The following is a 17,013-nucleotide window of genomic DNA, read 5'->3' as shown; positions in this document are numbered from 1 at the left end:
TTTTGCACAAAAATAAAAATCTCAGAGCTATATCTGAGATCTTTCGTCATTTATGATATTTTTATACATCTTTGTTTGAACGTTGATAAAAATTTCAATTTCTTCTTGTGGTATCCCTTGGATGAGGACTTGGTTAAACTGCTCACCAATTGGCAATAATTTATCCATGAGGTCTGAACCTCTCTGTGTCAAATCCAAATGAATGACTCTTCGATCTTCCTTACTTCTCGTGCGGGTTACAAAACCATCTCTTTCCAATCGGTCAACCAACCTTAAAGCGCTGGAATCATTAATCTCCATTGCCTGTGAAAGTTCTCTTTGAGAGAGTTTACCGTTGGTTTTTAAAAAGAAGAGTGCAATCCACTGTATCCTCGTAATACCAGAGCCATCTAGCCACTTTCCAAAGATTTCACTCAATTTCTTTGTATTATTTAATGTGATATAATTAACACATTGGCGTATATCAAATTCCGTCATTTTCATGTTCCCCTCTAAATAATTTTGATTTCAGAAACCATAAAGTACTAAAAGTATACCAAATACTATCCCTCTTGTCTATTAAACAATATACAAACTTAATCTGCTCAGGAATTTTAATAACACAAGTAACAGGACCATTGTGAATTTTCGCCAATATTTCTTTATTAAAATGAGATTAACTCAGCATCACTGTGGCCATTTCCAATATACCTCGCTTTTTCCCATTGCTTTTAAAGTGATAGAAAAAGAGCCGAAACTATTGAGCATTCCAATATTCACTTCATAGCTAACAATCACAGAAATTTCCTCATTCAGATAAATTTTTCCTATTTTTGTTCAGACAACAGTTTGGGTTGATTCCTGTTTTTTCGGAGAGAAACTGTTCTCACCTTGAGGTTTCCGTCCCCACATGTCCTGCAATTTCCGCCTCTCTCACAAGTTCTGTAGCAAATGCATCCGCCTGTTGTTTGACGATGTAGGACGGAAACACTTTAACCGCCACAGAAATCACCAGCATGGTACAAAGAACAAGCACCACCACATCAATATATCCTTCACCACGATTTTTTTTGAATGCCCTTTTCATTTTATTTATTTTAGTTTCTGCCCCCCCCCTTACAGCATTCCGCCAAGGGAACGAATGATTTCATAGACTATAATCACGATATAGGTCATCAGAAAGCACAATAACATGGTAAAACTAAATATCCTTATTTTTGTGGCGTTTTCATTGCCTGTGCCTTAAGTCGTTGCAAGGCTAAGATGGTTTTTGTAGATGATTTGGTGAGAACCTACAAACCTATCCAATCTACGAATGAAAGTGAGCTACCACCATAGGGTATGGCAGCAGCTCAGATAGAATATTTTTGTAAATTTTTTGGCTTCCTTTTCTTCAAATTCACAAGGATTGGTCAGGTGGAGCCCCTGTGGGACAGCGCCATTTATTCATTATGATGCATCTCCCCTCATCTGATTAAGTAGAACGAGCATCGGTCTCGTGAAACAGTATCTGAATTCATCTGATGCCTACAGTATGGACAGCCTCTGGCAACAATCTATTAAAAATAATCGCACCCCATGAACGCCCCACCGAGCATCTTCTCCATGCTTTTTTATTAAATATATTTAATGCCCACTTGGAATGGGAGACAGAAAAGTTTTGAACCATTTAATATTAGTCAACATATTATAGTGTAGGATAATTGTGAATTGTCCCAACATTACAAGCAGTATCGTAGTAATTCTCAACGAGAGGAGATAGTTCTTTGGATATGTATAACTGCAACAATACTCCTGAAAAAAACCAACAATTAAGTTATGTTGTCCGATATGAAGAAAACTGAGGACAAAATGGTGCTTTTGCAAGAGAAATGGGACGAGCTGAATAAGCAAAAGACCGAGTTTGAAAACCTTGAAATTATCGGGCTTATCCGAGGTGCAAAAATCAGCACAGAAAATTTAAACGATGTGATTATGGCATACCGCAGCAAAAGCGGTGTGCCTTTTTTATCTGAAAAACAGGAGGAAAACAAGAATGAAGAAATCTAAAATCCGTATTTTCGCCGTTATACTTGTGACGGTGCTTTGCTTTACCGCTTTTTCTACCACAGCCTTTGCCAGTGGTGGTGGAGAAGATACCACAGAGCCTGTCACCACCGAAACATCGTCTACCACCCCTCTTACCCCCGAGGGCAATTTAACCCTTGTGGACGATTTGGAGCGAACAGACGAGATTGATAAGCAGTTCATTACCGCTGTATCCAAGAACGGCAACTACTTCTATCTTGTCATCGACCGAGCAGGCAAAGAGGACAATGTTTATCTGCTCAACATGGTAGACGAAGCTGACTTGCTTGCTCTTATGGAGGACGGCACAGTAGAGCCTAAAGTTTGCTCTTGTACCGATAAATGCGAAGTGGGTGCAGTAAATGCCGATTGCCCTGTATGCAGCACTGACAAAACAAAATGCACAGGCAAAGCCGCCGAAGTAACCGCTCCTACTGACGAGCCACAGCCCGAAACGGAAAAAGGCAATCCAGTGGGGATTTTGGCACTTGTCCTTGTGGTGAGCTTAATCGGTGGTGGTATTTTCTACTATTTCAAGGTAGCAAAAAATAAGACAAAGCCGCAGAGCAACCCCAATGTAAATGAATATGATTACAGCGATGAGGACGATGAGGAATATGAGCCTATCTCTGAGGAACAGGAGGATTTTGCAGCGGAAAGCGAGGACGATGTGAAATGACCTATTTTACAGACAGCGTATTTGAAAAAATGATGATGCAGAAGCCGCAGTATTCCTCTGCTCCTGCCAAGGGCAGACCGCCCAAAAAGGAGCAGAAAATCCGCAAACTGATTGTTGTGCATGAAAAAGTCGAAGCCCCTAAACAGGATAAGGAGGGATAAAAATATGCAGTTAGTCATTGCAGAAAAACCAAGCGTTGCACAGAGTATCGCTAAGATATTGGGTGCAACAAGCCGCAAGGACGGCTACACCGAGGGGAATAATTACATTGTATCGTGGTGCGTGGGGCATTTGGTGGAACTTGCCGCCGCTGACAGCTACGATGAAAAATATGCAAAATGGAGGTATGGGGACTTACCCATACTTCCTGCCCTTTGGCAGTACCAAGTTTCATCCAGTACCAAAAAGCAGTTTACTGTACTGAAAAAGCTCTTAAACGACAGCCAAGTAGATACCGTTATCTGTGCCACCGATGCAGGGCGTGAGGGTGAGCTAATCTTCCGCCTTGTCTATGAAAAGGCAGGCTGTAACAAGCCTGTCAAACGACTTTGGATTTCCTCCCTTGAGGATACGGCTATTCAAAAGGGCTTTGAAAATCTAAAGAACGGCAAAGAATATGACAACCTCTATCAAGCGGCACTGTGCAGGGCAAAAGCGGACTGGATTGTTGGTATCAATGCCACTCGTCTTTTCTCTGTCCTTTATGGGCAGACTCTAAACATTGGGCGGGTGATGTCACCCACCCTTGCTATGATTTGTGAGCGTGATGCAGCCATCTCCGTCTTTAAGCCCGAGCCGTTTTATATGGTACACCTTACCTGTAATGGATTTTCTCTCATAGGCGAAAAGCTGAAAAGTAAAGCACAAGCTATGCAAATCTTGCAGGCCTGTGACGGTCAAAATGTCACAATAGAAAGCGTGGAGCAAAAGGAAAAGACGGAAAAACCGCCCAAGCTCTATGACCTTACTACCTTACAGCGTGAAGCCAATAAACTGTTGGGCTTTACCGCCGAACAGACCTTGCAGTATGCACAGAGCCTTTATGAAAAGAAGTATATCACCTATCCCCGAACAGACAGCAGATTTTTAACCGAGGATATGGAAAACACTATTCCTGTCTTAGCCAAAGCTACGGCAGGATTTTTTATGCCACAAGCTACCGAGCTGCCAGTAAATACAGCACAGTTCATTGACAGCTCAAAGGTTAGCGACCACCATGCCATTATCCCTACTATGAATATCAAGGTGCTTGATGTGCAGAGCTTGCCTGCCGGAGAGCGTGAAACCCTGCTTCTTCTTGCTATTCGTCTTTTGGTTGCCATAGGTGATACCCACCGTTTTAGCGAAACAGTTATCACGGCAAAATGCGGTGAGTCTTTTTTTACCGCCAAAGGCAAAACCGTAATTCAAGACGGTTTTAAGGCAGTGCAAAAGCTCTATAAAGGCGAGCAGGACAAAGAGGATAAATACCAAGCCCTGCCGAGTATCGCCCAGGGAGAAGTCTTTACCGCAAAGGCTGAAATGAAAGAGGGCAAAACCTCACCGCCCAAGCCTTTTACAGATGACACCCTGCTTTCTTCTATGGAAAATGCCAACAAAGCCGAGGTAGATACCGAGCGTAAAGGCATTGGCACTCCGGCAACGAGAGCAGGCATTTTGGAAAAGCTGATTAAATCGGGGCTTGCAGAAAGAAAAGGTGACAAAAAGGTAAAATATTTCACTGCCACCCACAAAGGCACAGCCCTTATCACCGTACTGCCCGAACAGGTGCAGTCACCGCTTATGACTGCCGAGTGGGAAGAAAAGCTAAAACTTGTGGAGCGTGGAGAACTGACCGCTGATGCGTTTTTATCAGAAATTGTGAATATGACCTCTGCCCTTGTAAAGACCTATGAAGTAATTAAGGGAGCTGATACTCTTTTCCCATCTGACCGTGAAAGCGTAGGAAAATGCCCTCGTTGCAGTGGTGCTGTCACCGAGAACAAAAAGGGCTTTTGCTGTTCAGATAAGGCTTGTGGTTTTGCCATTTGGAAAGAAAATCGCTTTTTCACGGCAAAGAAAAAGTCCGTAACAAAAGCGATTGTTACAGAGCTTCTCAAAAACGGCAAGGTAGCTCTCACAGGCTGCTATTCCAAAAAGACAGGCAAGACCTATGACTGTGTGGCTATCCTTGATGACACTGGTGGGCAGTATGTGAATTTCACAATGGAGTTTGGTGTGAAAAAGTAGATTGACAAATTTATCGTGGAAATTTTTTCGCAAGATTTTCTTCTTCTTTATTCCACGCCTTTTCCACTTCTTTTAAGTATTGCTGACTGGAATCTGAATAAGTACCACGCATCCAAGTTATATCATCAAAAATCCCTTGCCCCCAACTAACATCAATTAACATTTCAAAATGATATGTGGTTTCACTTGTGCATCGTGACAGCGAATGATGACCTTCTTCAGTTAGCATAGTGTATGGATATTGATATTTGAGTATAATATTGTTTTTTTGCAGTTCCTCATCTGAAATATCATGTTCCCAACACAATAACAAAAATTGTACACTGTTAAACCTAAAAACATATGAAAAATTCAGTTTTTCAAATTCTTGCCGAGAATTGTTCTCTCTATGGTGAATTTCTCCTGTTTCATAGTTTATACGCTCGATAATGCTATTAGAGAGCATTGCAGGATTTTTGCCCCATCTAATCTTGTTATTACCGAACATATAATCAGGAGCAGGGGAAGTATTAACAGCAAGACCGCTCAAGAGGGTTACATTTCTTAGAGGTTGAGTAATATCTTCATGCATCAAAAATTCTAAAACGGATTTAGTAAAGAACGAAGTATCTTCCTTGCGAGAACGCAAATCATTATATGAATATTTTAAAAGAACTTTTTGAAGCAAGGTGTAATCGTACTCAAATTCTAAACTATCGTCTTTATCATATTTACGAATAAAGTATGTGCTAACAAATTGTTTAGCATAAGAGTCAATATAAGAAATTCTTTTATTATTGCACACTGCACAGACATCTTTCACCATTGGGTCTCCTTGATGAATTTTACCTCTTATATTATCAATTGTGGCAAAGCACTCTGGGAACAAATCTAATATAGCACAAGAAATAATATGTTCTTTTGTACCTTTTGATTCTTCTCCGCAATATGCACATATCATAATTAGTTTCCTCCTCCTCTATTTGTAAATTGCAACTAAAAAACATATTTAAGAGTTTGTACCGTCCAAATCAAATTGGGCGGTTTCCTTATTACTAATTTTACCATGCCACCAAAAAGAAAGAAACACCCAAATGTAAATATTGAAAGGAATACATCCCTATGCCAGAAAAACAAAACCCCAAAGAACGGTTAAAAGAAATAACCGACAGCATTGAAACTGGTATCAAAGAGCTTTTTAAGAGCGACAAATACAAAAGCTATCTTCAGACCATGAGCCGTTTTCACAAATACTCGTTTAACAACACCATGCTTATCTCCATGCAAAAGCCCGATGCCACTCTTGTGGCAGGCTTTAACAAATGGCGAGATGGCTTTTCACGCTTTGTAAAAAAGGGCGAAAAAAGCATTAAAATTATTGCACCTACACCATATAAAATCAAGGAGGAACGAGATAAACTCGACCCACAAACCAAAGCCCCTATCCTTGATACAAACGGCAAGGTGCAGACCGAGGAAGTGGAAGTACAGATACCAATGTTTCGTGTGGTATCTGTATTTGATGTATCCCAAACCGAGGGCGAGCCGTTACCCACCCTTGCAAGCGATTTAACAGGCAATGTGGCACAATTTGAGGTGTTTATGGAAGCTATTAAACGCACCGAACCTGTTCCCCTTGAAATTATGCCACTTCCCAAGGATACCGACGGTTACTATCACACAGAGGAAAAACGCATTGCAATCCGTGAGGGCATGAGCGGGGCGCAGACCGTTTCTGCCACCATTCACGAGGTAGCACACTCTCTTTTGCATAACCGAGAGATAGCAAAAGAGCTGCAAGCACAGCAGGGCGAAAATCCAATGCCCAATAAGCCCAAAAACCGCAACACAGAGGAAGTTGAAGCAGAAAGTATTTCCTTTGCTGTTTGCAGCTATTACGGCATACAAACCGCCGAGAATAGCTTGGGATATATTGCTTCTTGGAGCAAAGGCAAGGAACTTGCCGAGCTTCGGGCTTCACTGGAAACCATCAACAAAACCTCATCAGAGCTGATAACCGGCATTGATACCCATTTTGCTGAAATTGTAAAAGAGCGTGGCATTGATTTGACCACTGAAGCATCTGTGCCGGAGCAAGCCCCCGACCTTAACAAAGGGCAGATTACCGAGGACGGCTATAACATTGCGGTGGACGGACATATCGGTACTTGGTATGTAGTTGATACCGAGGTGGTGGACAGCACAAAATACTATCTTCTTGAGCATGAGGAACACGGTGACGGTGCTGCCTGTGTTATTGTGGACGGTGACGGCAAACTGGTGCTTGACGATGTTTGGAACGGCTTTGATGACCTAATGGAACATTTTGAAAGCAGAACTACCGAGGAACAGAGGATTGATGAGCCTATCCAACATGACTATCCTATGCCCGACCCCACGGTGAGCATTGATGACCGCAATGCCTATGGTTATACCGCCGATGAGCTGTTACCGCTTTCTAAAGAGCGAGCCATAGAGCTGTGGGAACAGGATTTAGCCATATATTTGCTTTATGAGAACAACATCGAAGCGATGGCTTTTGACCGTGTGGATATTGAAAATCACGATGGTCTGTTTGGTATCGAAAAAGTAGACTGGCTTGCATTACAGGAGTATGAAGAAATAAAAGGCGATGGCAAGCTCTCACAAGAAGTCAAGGAACAGCTTTTCATGGAACAAGACGAAAATGCTTATGCCATTTATCAGCTAAAATGCAGTGAGGATATGCGTGATTACCGCTTTAAGGGAACAACGCAGCTCAATAGTCTTGGACTGACCGTAGAGCGTGGCAACTATGAGCTTGTCTATGCCGCCCCTCTTACTGATTATGACGGCGATAAAAGCCATTCTCTTAATAAGCTGTATGAGCAGTTTAATGTAAACCACCCCACAGATTTTAAGGGACATTCGCTTTCTGTCAGTGACATCGTTGCCTTGAATGTAGATGGCGCTGTATCCTGTCATTATGTGGATAGCTTTGGTTTTAAGGAACTGCCACAGTTTTTAGAGCCGACACCCCTTGTGCCGGACAGCTATGTGACAGGTGAAAAAATTGATACCCCAAGAGGTAGTTTTTCACTTACCACTATGACCAAGGAGCAAATGGAGCAGGCAGGCTACGGCTATCATCATTCTTCAGATAACGGAGCGTATCTCATTATGGGCAACGGCACCCGTGCCTTTGCTATTGTGAATATAGATAACCCCCTCCGCACTGCTGAGCTGTCCACAGAGCAAAACTTCAATCAGATTGACGGTATCATCAACAATCAGCCTACTGTGGCAGAGCTTGAGGAACAATCCGAAAACGGCAAGCCTATCTCCCTTATGGATTTGCTTGCTGCTACACGCAGGGAAGAAAAACAATCGGTTATGGAACAGCTTGCAACAAAGCCATCACAGCACCACGAAAAATCAAAAAAAGCACCCTCAATCGGTGCGGAAATGGAGCGATGATTATGAGTAGATTTACAGTAGAGGAAAGCAATTTGATGTGCATTTACAATACAGGCTCAAGGGCTGATTTGCTCTCTGAGCTTTCGGAAATGCAAAACCACCTTGCGGCAGATGAAACAGAACTGCTTGCACTTACCAAAACGGTTATGGATAAGCTGTCATCCATGAGTGATGAGGAATTTGAGAGCCTTTCGGGTGAGCTTGTGGCTGATTTTGAGTAGGCGAAAGCCTACTCATTTTTGTGACAAAACATAGAATTATGCGGTTAAATATAGTACAATAAAAATAAAAACAATTTATTGGGAAATTACAATGTATGATATTTTACTATTTAATCATAGGAGGTTCTATGCTTCAAGGTCAATATAGATTTGGAAATGATACACTTTTAAACTCATCTAATATGGATTCTAGTTCTAATCATATAATCCAACATGAAAATGCTCATAAAGTAACAACATCAATGTCTTCGCTTGGTTTTTTTATTATCATGTTAGAAAAAATTTCATTAATAGATGACAGTAAAAAATGGTTAATGGATGAACTAATTACAAGCTTTAATAAGGCACAAGAAATATCTGCTACACTTATTGAATATTTATGGATTCTTGAAAATAATGATGAGGATTATTTTAATCAAAAAGTCCAAGAATTAAAATCAAATAAAAAATATTATAAATATTTATGTGATGGAAAAAAACTTATTAACAAACAGTTGTCTAAATCTAATGTCAAAGAAATTGCTGAAAAAGTATTTTATGCAACAACAATATCATTTGATATTGATATAAATCAATTAAAATTATGGGAATTTTTATCTTCGAAGGACTGGCAACGCTTTATTTCTCACGGAGATAATTCTAAAATATTTTTGCCTAACAATAGGTTTAAAATAATCATGAAACATATATTCCAAGAGAGTGAGGCAGACCTAGTTGAATCGATTTATGACGCAACTTTTAAAGAAGAAAATCCTACAAAGATGTGTAGAGAAACAATAATGAAGCTTTTTTCTAATTCAAGTGTTCTTAACATTATACAAGATAGGATAGATGCACTTAAATTCAACAACTATATTGAAGTAAATTCAAAGTTGAACTGTGCTTTATTAGAAGTGTTTCCATTTAAAGATACAAATGAAAAGCTTCAAACTGAATATATTGAATTAACTGACATTCTAAAGAAGCTGACAGCATCACCAAATCAGCATTTGCATTTTAATAATCTGTTAGGCGGATTAGAGTTTATATCTTTGCTATATATTTATGATAGAGGCACATCTAAACAATTTATCTCACAATACGATATAAGTTCACTTATGCTGATTTTATCTAAGGTAAATAACACGATTGTATTTCACCAATTCAAGCTGTTTTCTCGTATAAAAAATTTAATAGAAAATGAATTACAGCATAAGATGATATACATAGTAATGGAGCAATCTTTATTAAGTTCTTGGCAAAACATAAGCGAATATTTTCAAAACCAAAAATTCTGCTTAATAGAAATGGAAGGCTATTCTTCTTTGGTATTTTGTAGAAATAATATAACTTTAGTTCAGATTTGTTCTACTGGTTTAACACCCGAAATGTGTGAGGATATTTTCAAAAGTTCCGGTATCAAATTTGACGTTTCTTTATTAAAAGAATCAAGTCAAAAAGATATAGTCAAGTTAATTTCACAAGATTGTTATAATATGTGCAGTATAGCTATTGCAAATAAAGAGTATGGATTTAAATAAACTATTGTAAATCTAAAAAAATGTGATAAATAATCACATTCTCACTTAACGCCTACCAATGTAAAAGTTGATAGGCATTTTTTATACTCAAAAATGAAAGGAGATTTTTTATGCCAACAAAAACCCAAGCTTTTGCACAGCTTGCAGAGCATACCGCCGAAAAGCTGACAAGCAGCCTTGCCAACTGGACAGGTTTTCTTGCCACCGTGGGGCGGCTATATAAATACCCATACCATGAACAGCTTATGATTTACGCACAAAGACCCGATGCAACGGCTTGTGCTGATTATGAGCTGTGGAACAGTAAAATGAACAGATATGTTCGCCGTGGCTCTACGGGAATTGCCCTGCTTGACCCAACAGGCGATACCCCAAAACTGAAATAAAGCATTTCCCCGAAAGCATTGAACGGCACAAGGGTTACATCAAAGGCTTTGAGCAGGACATTATGACACTGGCAGAGCATACCCCGAAAGTGCAAAATGAGTTTGGAAAAGATGATTTTAAGATTACCATTAAGGGCGATATTCTCACCGACAAAGACAATGCAGGGGCGGCAATTCTTGAAGCCTGCAAGGAAGTGAAGAACAGCGACCCCGTGGAAATCGGCAGTTACAAAGGCTTTACCATGTATTTGAGCTATGCTGCCTTTGGCAATGAGCATACTCTCACCCTCAAAGGAGCAATGAGCCATACAGCAAAATTGGGGCTTGATTCAAGAGGAAATCTTACCCGTATTGACAATGCCTTAAACGGTATGCAGGGGCGGTTACAGGCGGTACAGAAAGAGCTTGAAAACTTATATAATCAGCAGGCGGCGGCAAAGATTGAGGTGCAAAAGCCCTTTGTGCAGGAACAGGAGTTAAAGGACAAAATCGCACGGCTTGTTATTCTTGATAATGAGCTCAACATGAGTGCCATGCGGTCTGCACCCTCAAGGGATACCGAGGTAGTAGCCAAACGGGTGCGACCCTCTATCTTGGATAGCTTAAAGCAGCCACCGCCAAAGGGTTCTATGCACCCCCAAAAATCCAAATCAGAAAGAGAGGAACGCTAATGTCAAACAGACAGCGAAATATCCGTATTCAGCTTAGAGTAACCAAGCAGGAAAAAGAATTGATTGAGCAGAAAATGCAGGAGCTTGGCACTAAGAACACCGAAGCCTATCTTCGCAAAATGGCGATTGATGGGCTTATTATTCACCTTAACACCGCCGATGTTAGAGAGCTTGTACGAGTGCTGAGAGTAACCTCTAACAGCCTAAATCAGCTTACCAAACGGGCACATGAAACAGGCAGTTTTTACAGTGAGGACATTGAGGATTTACGAAAAAGCTATGACAGACTTTGGACTGCTGCGGAGGAAATCATGCTCCGGCTTGCGGCGATTTGAAATCTGTATCATGGACAGAAAGAAAAAGCCATGCTATGCTTATCTCAAAAAAAGGAGGTCGGTATCATGCGAATACTGCTGAAAATATTGCTGTTCCCCATTACCCTTATATTGTCTGTTATCGTGTTTGTGTGCCAATTTCTCTGCCTATTCAGCTCCATGCTGCTATCCGTTTTTGCACTTCTCCTGTTTATACTGGCACTTGCCATAATGGTGCTATTGGGGGAAGTCGGGAAAGGTTTAAAGGCACTGCTTGCCGCCTACCTCATCAGCCCTTACGGAGTACCCATGCTTGCAACTTGGCTCATCGGCACGGTGGACGGAATAAACGAACGGCTGAAAGCCATTTGATACTACGAGGAGCAGAAGTTTCACCATAAAGCGATGGCGGCAAAGCCGTTTATCTTGACCCTTGTTTTGTGGTGGCACTTCTGCTTTTTTCGTTCAAAAGCTGTTGATGAAATTTAGGGAGGTGCATGGTATAATTTAGTAAACAAATTAGAATTAGGAGTTGCGTGGAGGAATGTTACAGTGAAAAATGTATTTAGCTATAATGCAGATGTTGATAAAACCGCTTATATGAATTGGAGAACAAACCATCATCAACCAATTCACAATATGAATACTATTGCTGATGGATATTTTGAAAGTGCCATTATGTTGGCACAGCAATGCGTAAATGACAACAGAGATAAAAAAGCAGACATTTTAATTTTCCCTATGTTCTTTTCGGTAAATCATGCAATCGAATTGTATGGAAAATCAATTTGTTGGAGCTTGAATATTTTACTTGGTTATAAATCTACTTATAAAGAAAACCACGATATACGAGGAATATGGCTTACTGCAAAGGAGAAAATTAAAAAATTTGGGTTTGATGATACTCGACCCGAAAACGAATTCAATAAAATGGTAATAAACTTAGAACTGTATTTAGATGAACTTTCAAAAACGATAGGCGAAACCAAAGATGTAAATACAGCTTACTATAATATTGATTTTAGCAGATACCCATTGAACAGTCGGTCAAAAAATCATTTTTATTTAAACAAATTTGACAATGTAGCTATTGATTTAGAAAATTTTGTTGAGATATTCAGTGATATACATGATTGTTTGGAAAGATTGGCTACCTACTATTATAATTTGGTGGTTGAGAGTTGGCAGGACAATTAGTATTAGCCATTCCTCTGTTATTTTCAAATTCATGGATGGTCAATAATTTCAACGAAAGGAATAATTATAATGCGAGATAAATGCGTTTACTGTGGTAAAGATATTTTGAAAAGAAGCAAGGAACACATTATACAAAATGCAATAGGTGGATTATATGAGTCCGATGATATATGCTGTGAAGTATGCAATAATTATTTGAGTAAATATATTGATGCACCCTTTACAAAGACATTTACCTATAATTAGCAAAATAGAAGATTTTGCCAAAACTAACAATACAAATTCACACCCTCCGTACACGGGAAAAGCAATCTATGATAATGAAGTCTATGATGTTTTGATAAAAAACGGGAAAGTAGTAGCCTGTTATGAACTAAGCAAAAAACTAAGATGTGATGTTTCTAAACTGAAGTTTGAAATATTATCTTATGATTTCCTTGTTGAAAACATCTCCTTTAAAAATGGGATTGGGAAAATTGCCTTTAATTTTGCTTTGGATAAGGGAATATCCTTTGAACTGATAAGCAAAGGGATAGATGTAAAATCGAAAGAAGAAGAAATAGAAAGCATTTCGTTCAAATATCCAGTAATCCCGTTTGTTGCTTTAAATCCTATTGATGAATATATCGAATTGAATACACAAATGGAGTTGTATCACAATTTGATTTTGTTTAGCCAAGACAACAACCTTTGGTGCTATGTGGATTTATTTAATACTTTTCAATATTATGTACTTTTGTCTGATGAATGGAATACTCAAGAAAGTGTTCTTGAAACTTATTTGCAACTTCTTCAAAAAATCAATCGCTCAATTCCAAATTTGAGTATAAGAAAACCCAAGCATATTCTTACTTATGCAATGTATTTTAATGTGGAACCTTGCATGGATTTGAACGAGTTTAAAAAACGAGTGGAAGTAGCAATACAAAAAGAATCGCTGAAGAAGGATATGTCAGATGTACTCTCTGCAAAATTGGGAAGCGACTATTTCGATGTAGATAAATTTAAGGATATGGAAAAGGAAGAAGCAAGGTCATATCTAAAGAATGAAATGGGAGTTCATCTTAAAAGTTTGTTGCTATATTTTGATGAAAATGATAAATTAAACAACAGTACATTTAGACAAATTACTTGCATAGGAAGCGAAACTGAGGTTGTGTCCTATCCAATGCTCATAAACAAGCTTATTAGGAATGCAGAAATTGATGCAAGTTTATATACCTTTAGAAAGTTTGAAAGATTAAATACTTTCTTATCTTCTGTTGATAAAGTTCAATAAAATGTTGTGTCCAAGAGTTGCCACACGGCAGCTCTTTTTTCTTGTCTCTAAGGAGGTGTTTTTATCGCTACCACAAGACTAATTGCCATGCACCAAAACAAAGGAAAATCCATAGCAGATTGCCTTGCCGACCGCACCGATTATGCTAAAAATCCTGACAAAACAAAGGACGGCGAACTGCTATCCTCTTACCAGTGCGACCCACGAACAGTGCAAGGCGAGTTTATGCTCTCTAAGCGACAATATGATGATATTACAGGCAGAAAACAAGCAAGCAATGTCATTGCCTATCAGATACGTCAGTCCTTTAAGCCCGGGGAAATTACACCCGAGCTTGCAAATAAAATTGGCTATGAACTCGGTATGAGCTTGACCAAAGGCAAACACGCATTTGTCGTTGCAACACACATAGACAAAGCCCATATTCATAATCACATTATCTTTAATTCTACCTCTCTCGATTGCACAAGAAAGTTTCGAGATTTTAAGAGAAGCGGCAAGACTCTTGCTCAAATTTCCGACCGCATTTGTCTTGAAAATGGGCTTTCCATTATCGAAAATCCCAAACGCTCCAAAGGTCATTATGGCAAATGGCTTGGCGATAATAAGCCCCTCTCCCACTCCGATAAATTAAGACAGACCATTGATGAAGTGCTTGCCCAAAAGCCAAAAACCTTTGATAAGTTTTTACAGCTTATGCAGAGTGCAGGCTATGAAATAAAAAGCGGTAAGCATTATGGATTTAAGTGTACTGAACAGAAAAAGTTTATCCGTCTGCGTTCACTTGGTGAGGGATATTCCGAAGATGAAATTAAGGCAATCATTGAGGGTAAAGCCCGACAAAGAGAGGTTAAAAAGCCAACTACTAAACAGCCAAGACAGCCAGAAAAATCCGTCAATTTGCTTGTGGATATACAGGCAAAATTACAGCATGGCAAGGGCAAAGGATATGAGCAGTGGGCAAAGATTTTCAACCTAAAGCAGATGGCACAGACCGTTAATTTTCTGCAAGAACACAAGCTCCTTGCCTACTCCGATTTAGAGGAAAAGGCGAAGAAATGCACCGCCACTTTTGATGAGCTGAACACGCAAATTAAGACCGCTGAAAAGCGTATTGCTGAAATACAGGCTCTTAAAAAACACATTTTTAACTATGCCAAAACACGAGATGTTTACACCGACTACCGCAAGGCAGTCTACTCTAAAAAGTTTTATGAGGAACACCGTGCCGACCTCACTTTGCACAAAGCGGCAAAGGTGGCTTTTGAGGAACTTGGTGTAAAAAAGCTCCCCACAATCAAAGCCCTGCAAGCTGAATGTGATGAGCTGTTTTCCATAAAAAATAAGACTTACAGCAAGTACCATACTGCAAAAAAAGAAATGCAAGATATTCTGACTGCAAAGGCAAACATTGACCGCCTTTTAGGACTGGAACAGGAACAAACGGCAAAAGAAAAATCACAGGATCAGCGATAAGCTACCCTGTGATTTTACAGCACCATTTATGGGGCGTGGCACGATGATTTATCATCGTTTCAGTGGGGGTTGGGGATACTCCCCAACAAGCAAAAGCATACGGTGGTCACCCGTATGCCCTGCTTGCCAGTTAGTGGAAAGCCGAAAATAAGCAAAACCCCAAAATTATACTCCCTTATGCTTTTCTTGGGTTTGGGATTATGGTACAATATATTTATAACTCTATTAGGAGGATTATATATATGCGTTTAGTTAGGATGGTTTGTGCATAGCAAGGGCTATTGCACAAAAATTTAATACCTAAAATGTAATAGCCTTTGCTATTCCTGAAGTAATTTTTAGGAGGAAAGCAATGGGCTATGTAAAGGCAACTGATGTTTTGCCAGAGGAGTTGTTGCACCAGATACAGGAATATATTGATGGCGAAATCTTGTATATTCCTCGACGTTCTGATCTAAAGAAAAAGTGGGGCGATAGAACTGATACAAAAGAAATCCTTGCAACAAGGAACCACAATATTTATCAGGAATGGCAAAATGGAATAACTATTTCTTCTTTGGCAAAAAAGTATTTTTTGTCAGAGAAAAGTATCCAGAGGATATTGAGACATATAAAAAAGTAACTTGTAAAGGGAGCCAAGCGTTAGCTTTGGCTCCTCTTCATTTTATAACTGTTTACGAGGTTTAAAAAAGCATTCAAAAATGTTAAATTTTATGTAAGGTAAGTTAAAGATTAATTTATAGAAAGGTACATATATGGCATTAATAAAAAGTGAATATCCTATTTTAGAATATGATACTGTACAGGAAGCTGTAATCCGCCCTGATAGACAGGAACTTCAGCCATTACCGAAAAAAGCTGTATTTGCTTTCCTGCTTGATGAGATAGAGCGTTATGTACAGACACATCAAGGAACGCAAATCGACAAGTTTGAGACAATAACCAAAGTCTACCCTATTTATGAATGTGTGCATAAAGGTAAAAAAGTTTGTCTCTGCCAAGCGCCTTTAGGGGCAGCAGCGGCAGTCCAGCTTTTGGAATATCTTATTGCCAGAGGAGTAACACAAGTTGTTTCTACGGGTTCCTGTGGCGCATTGGTAGATGTTTCCGAAAATGAATTTCTAATTCCAGTATCAGCTTTAAGAGATGAAGGAATTTCTTATCATTATTTATTGCCGTCCAGAGAAATTGCAGTATCCCCAATAGGCATACAGGCTGTAAAAACAGCTTTAGCCCAAGCTGGATTTGCCTTTATGGAAGTAAAAACATGGACTACTGATGGTTTTTATCGGGAAACGGAAGAAATGATACGTTATCGTATAGAAGAAGGATGTCGGGTAGTAGAAATGGAATGTTCCGGCTTGGCTGCCTGTGCCCGGTTTAGGGGCATTACTTGGGCAATGATACTGTTTACAGCCGATACCCTTGCCGATACAACTGCTTATCGGGAGAGAAACTGGGGAAAAGAAAGTATGGCTGTTTCTCTGCGATTGGCATTAGATGCGGTTGTTTTGTTGGAAGATGAAGTATGAAAATAGAAACAAGAAATTTTACGTTTGA

At 39.5% G+C, this 17,013-nt stretch carries 19 protein-coding genes and 2 pseudogenes; 17 read left to right on the top strand and 4 right to left on the bottom strand.

Features of this window, described 5'->3' with window-relative positions; translation table 11 throughout:
- Positions 1–27: 27 nt before the first annotated feature.
- The 3 genes and pseudogenes from RBQ60_RS07750 to RBQ60_RS15445 all read right to left on the bottom strand — a co-directional run.
- Complete coding sequence (locus RBQ60_RS07750; protein WP_307885924.1) at positions 28–477, bottom strand: MarR family winged helix-turn-helix transcriptional regulator; 450 nt, start codon at positions 475–477, stop codon at positions 28–30.
- A 189-nt stretch (positions 478–666) separates the two neighbouring features.
- A pseudogene (locus tag RBQ60_RS15450) lies at positions 667–1,075 on the bottom strand (DUF4320 family protein).
- 20 nt (positions 1,076–1,095) lie between these two features.
- Positions 1,096–1,241 (bottom strand): annotated as a pseudogene (locus RBQ60_RS15445) (secretion protein F); the annotation flags it as partial.
- 568 nt (positions 1,242–1,809) lie between these two features.
- Here RBQ60_RS15445 and RBQ60_RS07735 point away from each other — a divergent pair.
- The 4 genes from RBQ60_RS07735 to RBQ60_RS07720 are packed head-to-tail and all read left to right on the top strand — an operon-like array spanning position 1,810 to position 4,954.
- Entirely contained in the window at positions 1,810–2,028 is a 219-nt protein-coding gene (locus tag RBQ60_RS07735) for a DUF4315 family protein (protein ID WP_307885923.1), read from the top strand.
- Entirely contained in the window at positions 2,015–2,725 is a 711-nt protein-coding gene (locus RBQ60_RS07730; RefSeq protein ID WP_307885922.1) for a DUF4366 domain-containing protein, read from the top strand. The genes RBQ60_RS07735 and RBQ60_RS07730 overlap by 14 nt, the downstream gene beginning before the upstream one ends.
- On the top strand, positions 2,722–2,886 hold the full coding sequence (locus RBQ60_RS07725; RefSeq protein WP_307885921.1) for a hypothetical protein: 165 nt from the start codon (positions 2,722–2,724) through the stop codon (positions 2,884–2,886). The genes RBQ60_RS07730 and RBQ60_RS07725 overlap by 4 nt, the downstream gene beginning before the upstream one ends.
- A gap of 4 nt (positions 2,887–2,890) precedes the next feature.
- The gene (locus tag RBQ60_RS07720) at positions 2,891–4,954 is read left to right on the top strand and encodes a type IA DNA topoisomerase (protein ID WP_307885920.1); all 2,064 of its coding nucleotides are present in this window, start codon (positions 2,891–2,893) and stop codon (positions 4,952–4,954) included.
- Positions 4,955–4,964: 10 nt separating this feature from the next.
- Here RBQ60_RS07720 and RBQ60_RS07715 read toward each other — a convergent pair whose 3' ends face one another.
- A complete protein-coding gene (locus RBQ60_RS07715; RefSeq protein ID WP_307885919.1) occupies positions 4,965–5,894 on the bottom strand; it encodes a hypothetical protein in 930 nt (309 codons plus the stop codon).
- Positions 5,895–6,055: 161 nt separating this feature from the next.
- Between RBQ60_RS07715 and RBQ60_RS07710 the strand changes: the two genes are divergently transcribed.
- The 13 genes from RBQ60_RS07710 (at position 6,056) to RBQ60_RS07655 (ending at position 16,985) form a co-directional block, all read left to right on the top strand.
- Entirely contained in the window at positions 6,056–8,389 is a 2,334-nt protein-coding gene (locus RBQ60_RS07710) for a YodL domain-containing protein (RefSeq protein WP_307885918.1), read from the top strand.
- A 2-nt stretch (positions 8,390–8,391) separates the two neighbouring features.
- Positions 8,392–8,610 (top strand): transposon-transfer assisting family protein, encoded by a 219-nt coding sequence (locus RBQ60_RS07705; protein WP_307885917.1) that lies wholly within the window; start codon positions 8,392–8,394, stop codon positions 8,608–8,610.
- Positions 8,611–8,738: 128 nt separating this feature from the next.
- Positions 8,739–10,130 carry a hypothetical protein gene (locus tag RBQ60_RS07700; RefSeq protein ID WP_307885916.1) on the top strand — a complete coding sequence of 464 codons (1,392 nt, stop codon included), beginning with the start codon at positions 8,739–8,741 and terminating at the stop codon, positions 10,128–10,130.
- A 110-nt stretch (positions 10,131–10,240) separates the two neighbouring features.
- Entirely contained in the window at positions 10,241–10,516 is a 276-nt protein-coding gene (locus RBQ60_RS07695) for a hypothetical protein (RefSeq protein ID WP_307885915.1), read from the top strand.
- 62 nt (positions 10,517–10,578) lie between these two features.
- The gene (locus tag RBQ60_RS07690; RefSeq protein ID WP_307885914.1) at positions 10,579–11,187 is read left to right on the top strand and encodes a hypothetical protein; all 609 of its coding nucleotides are present in this window, start codon (positions 10,579–10,581) and stop codon (positions 11,185–11,187) included.
- The gene (locus tag RBQ60_RS07685) at positions 11,187–11,522 is read left to right on the top strand and encodes a plasmid mobilization protein (RefSeq protein ID WP_307885913.1); all 336 of its coding nucleotides are present in this window, start codon (positions 11,187–11,189) and stop codon (positions 11,520–11,522) included. Before RBQ60_RS07690 ends, RBQ60_RS07685 begins: the two co-directional genes overlap by 1 nt.
- Before the next feature lie 66 nt (positions 11,523–11,588).
- A complete protein-coding gene (locus RBQ60_RS07680; protein ID WP_307885912.1) occupies positions 11,589–11,873 on the top strand; it encodes a CD1845 family protein in 285 nt (94 codons plus the stop codon).
- 180 nt (positions 11,874–12,053) lie between these two features.
- On the top strand, positions 12,054–12,698 hold the full coding sequence (locus RBQ60_RS07675; protein ID WP_307885911.1) for a hypothetical protein: 645 nt from the start codon (positions 12,054–12,056) through the stop codon (positions 12,696–12,698).
- Between the two features lie 69 nt (positions 12,699–12,767).
- On the top strand, positions 12,768–12,944 hold the full coding sequence (locus tag RBQ60_RS15535; protein WP_442871376.1) for an HNH endonuclease: 177 nt from the start codon (positions 12,768–12,770) through the stop codon (positions 12,942–12,944).
- Positions 12,907–13,977, top strand: a complete 1,071-nt coding sequence (locus tag RBQ60_RS07670; protein ID WP_307885910.1) for a hypothetical protein — start codon at positions 12,907–12,909, stop codon at positions 13,975–13,977. The genes RBQ60_RS15535 and RBQ60_RS07670 overlap by 38 nt, the downstream gene beginning before the upstream one ends.
- Before the next feature lie 63 nt (positions 13,978–14,040).
- Positions 14,041–15,453: a relaxase/mobilization nuclease domain-containing protein gene (locus RBQ60_RS07665; protein WP_331654269.1), complete on the top strand. Its 1,413-nt coding sequence runs from the start codon at positions 14,041–14,043 to the stop codon at positions 15,451–15,453.
- A 352-nt stretch (positions 15,454–15,805) separates the two neighbouring features.
- Positions 15,806–16,075 (top strand): CD3324 family protein, encoded by a 270-nt coding sequence (locus tag RBQ60_RS07660; RefSeq protein WP_307885908.1) that lies wholly within the window; start codon positions 15,806–15,808, stop codon positions 16,073–16,075.
- Between the two features lie 133 nt (positions 16,076–16,208).
- Positions 16,209–16,985: a nucleoside phosphorylase gene (locus RBQ60_RS07655; RefSeq protein ID WP_307885907.1), complete on the top strand. Its 777-nt coding sequence runs from the start codon at positions 16,209–16,211 to the stop codon at positions 16,983–16,985.
- The last annotated feature ends 28 nt before the right edge of the window (positions 16,986–17,013 follow it).

The sequence above is a fragment of the Anaerotignum sp. MB30-C6 genome (assembly GCF_030908465.1).
Taxonomy (GTDB): Bacteria; Bacillota; Clostridia; order Lachnospirales; family Anaerotignaceae; genus Chakrabartyella.
Note: the sequence above shows the minus strand (reverse complement) of the source record. Positions and strands in the feature narration are given on the sequence as shown.

Excerpts from the sequence above, each read along its gene's own strand:
- RBQ60_RS07750 (WP_307885924.1), bottom strand. The coding sequence starts at position 477 with ATGACGGAATTTGATATACGCCAATGTGTTAATTATATCACATTAAAT.
- RBQ60_RS07735 (WP_307885923.1), top strand. The coding sequence starts at position 1,810 with ATGAAGAAAACTGAGGACAAAATGGTGCTTTTGCAAGAGAAATGGGAC.
- RBQ60_RS07730 (WP_307885922.1), top strand. The coding sequence starts at position 2,015 with ATGAAGAAATCTAAAATCCGTATTTTCGCCGTTATACTTGTGACGGTG.
- RBQ60_RS07725 (WP_307885921.1), top strand. The coding sequence starts at position 2,722 with ATGACCTATTTTACAGACAGCGTATTTGAAAAAATGATGATGCAGAAG.
- RBQ60_RS07720 (WP_307885920.1), top strand. The coding sequence starts at position 2,891 with ATGCAGTTAGTCATTGCAGAAAAACCAAGCGTTGCACAGAGTATCGCT.
- RBQ60_RS07715 (WP_307885919.1), bottom strand. The coding sequence starts at position 5,894 with ATGATATGTGCATATTGCGGAGAAGAATCAAAAGGTACAAAAGAACAT.
- RBQ60_RS07710 (WP_307885918.1), top strand. The coding sequence starts at position 6,056 with ATGCCAGAAAAACAAAACCCCAAAGAACGGTTAAAAGAAATAACCGAC.
- RBQ60_RS07705 (WP_307885917.1), top strand. The coding sequence starts at position 8,392 with ATGAGTAGATTTACAGTAGAGGAAAGCAATTTGATGTGCATTTACAAT.
- RBQ60_RS07700 (WP_307885916.1), top strand. The coding sequence starts at position 8,739 with ATGCTTCAAGGTCAATATAGATTTGGAAATGATACACTTTTAAACTCA.
- RBQ60_RS07695 (WP_307885915.1), top strand. The coding sequence starts at position 10,241 with ATGCCAACAAAAACCCAAGCTTTTGCACAGCTTGCAGAGCATACCGCC.
- RBQ60_RS07690 (WP_307885914.1), top strand. The coding sequence starts at position 10,579 with ATGACACTGGCAGAGCATACCCCGAAAGTGCAAAATGAGTTTGGAAAA.
- RBQ60_RS07685 (WP_307885913.1), top strand. The coding sequence starts at position 11,187 with ATGTCAAACAGACAGCGAAATATCCGTATTCAGCTTAGAGTAACCAAG.
- RBQ60_RS07680 (WP_307885912.1), top strand. The coding sequence starts at position 11,589 with ATGCGAATACTGCTGAAAATATTGCTGTTCCCCATTACCCTTATATTG.
- RBQ60_RS15535 (WP_442871376.1), top strand. The coding sequence starts at position 12,768 with ATGCGAGATAAATGCGTTTACTGTGGTAAAGATATTTTGAAAAGAAGC.
- RBQ60_RS07660 (WP_307885908.1), top strand. The coding sequence starts at position 15,806 with ATGGGCTATGTAAAGGCAACTGATGTTTTGCCAGAGGAGTTGTTGCAC.
- RBQ60_RS07655 (WP_307885907.1), top strand. The coding sequence starts at position 16,209 with ATGGCATTAATAAAAAGTGAATATCCTATTTTAGAATATGATACTGTA.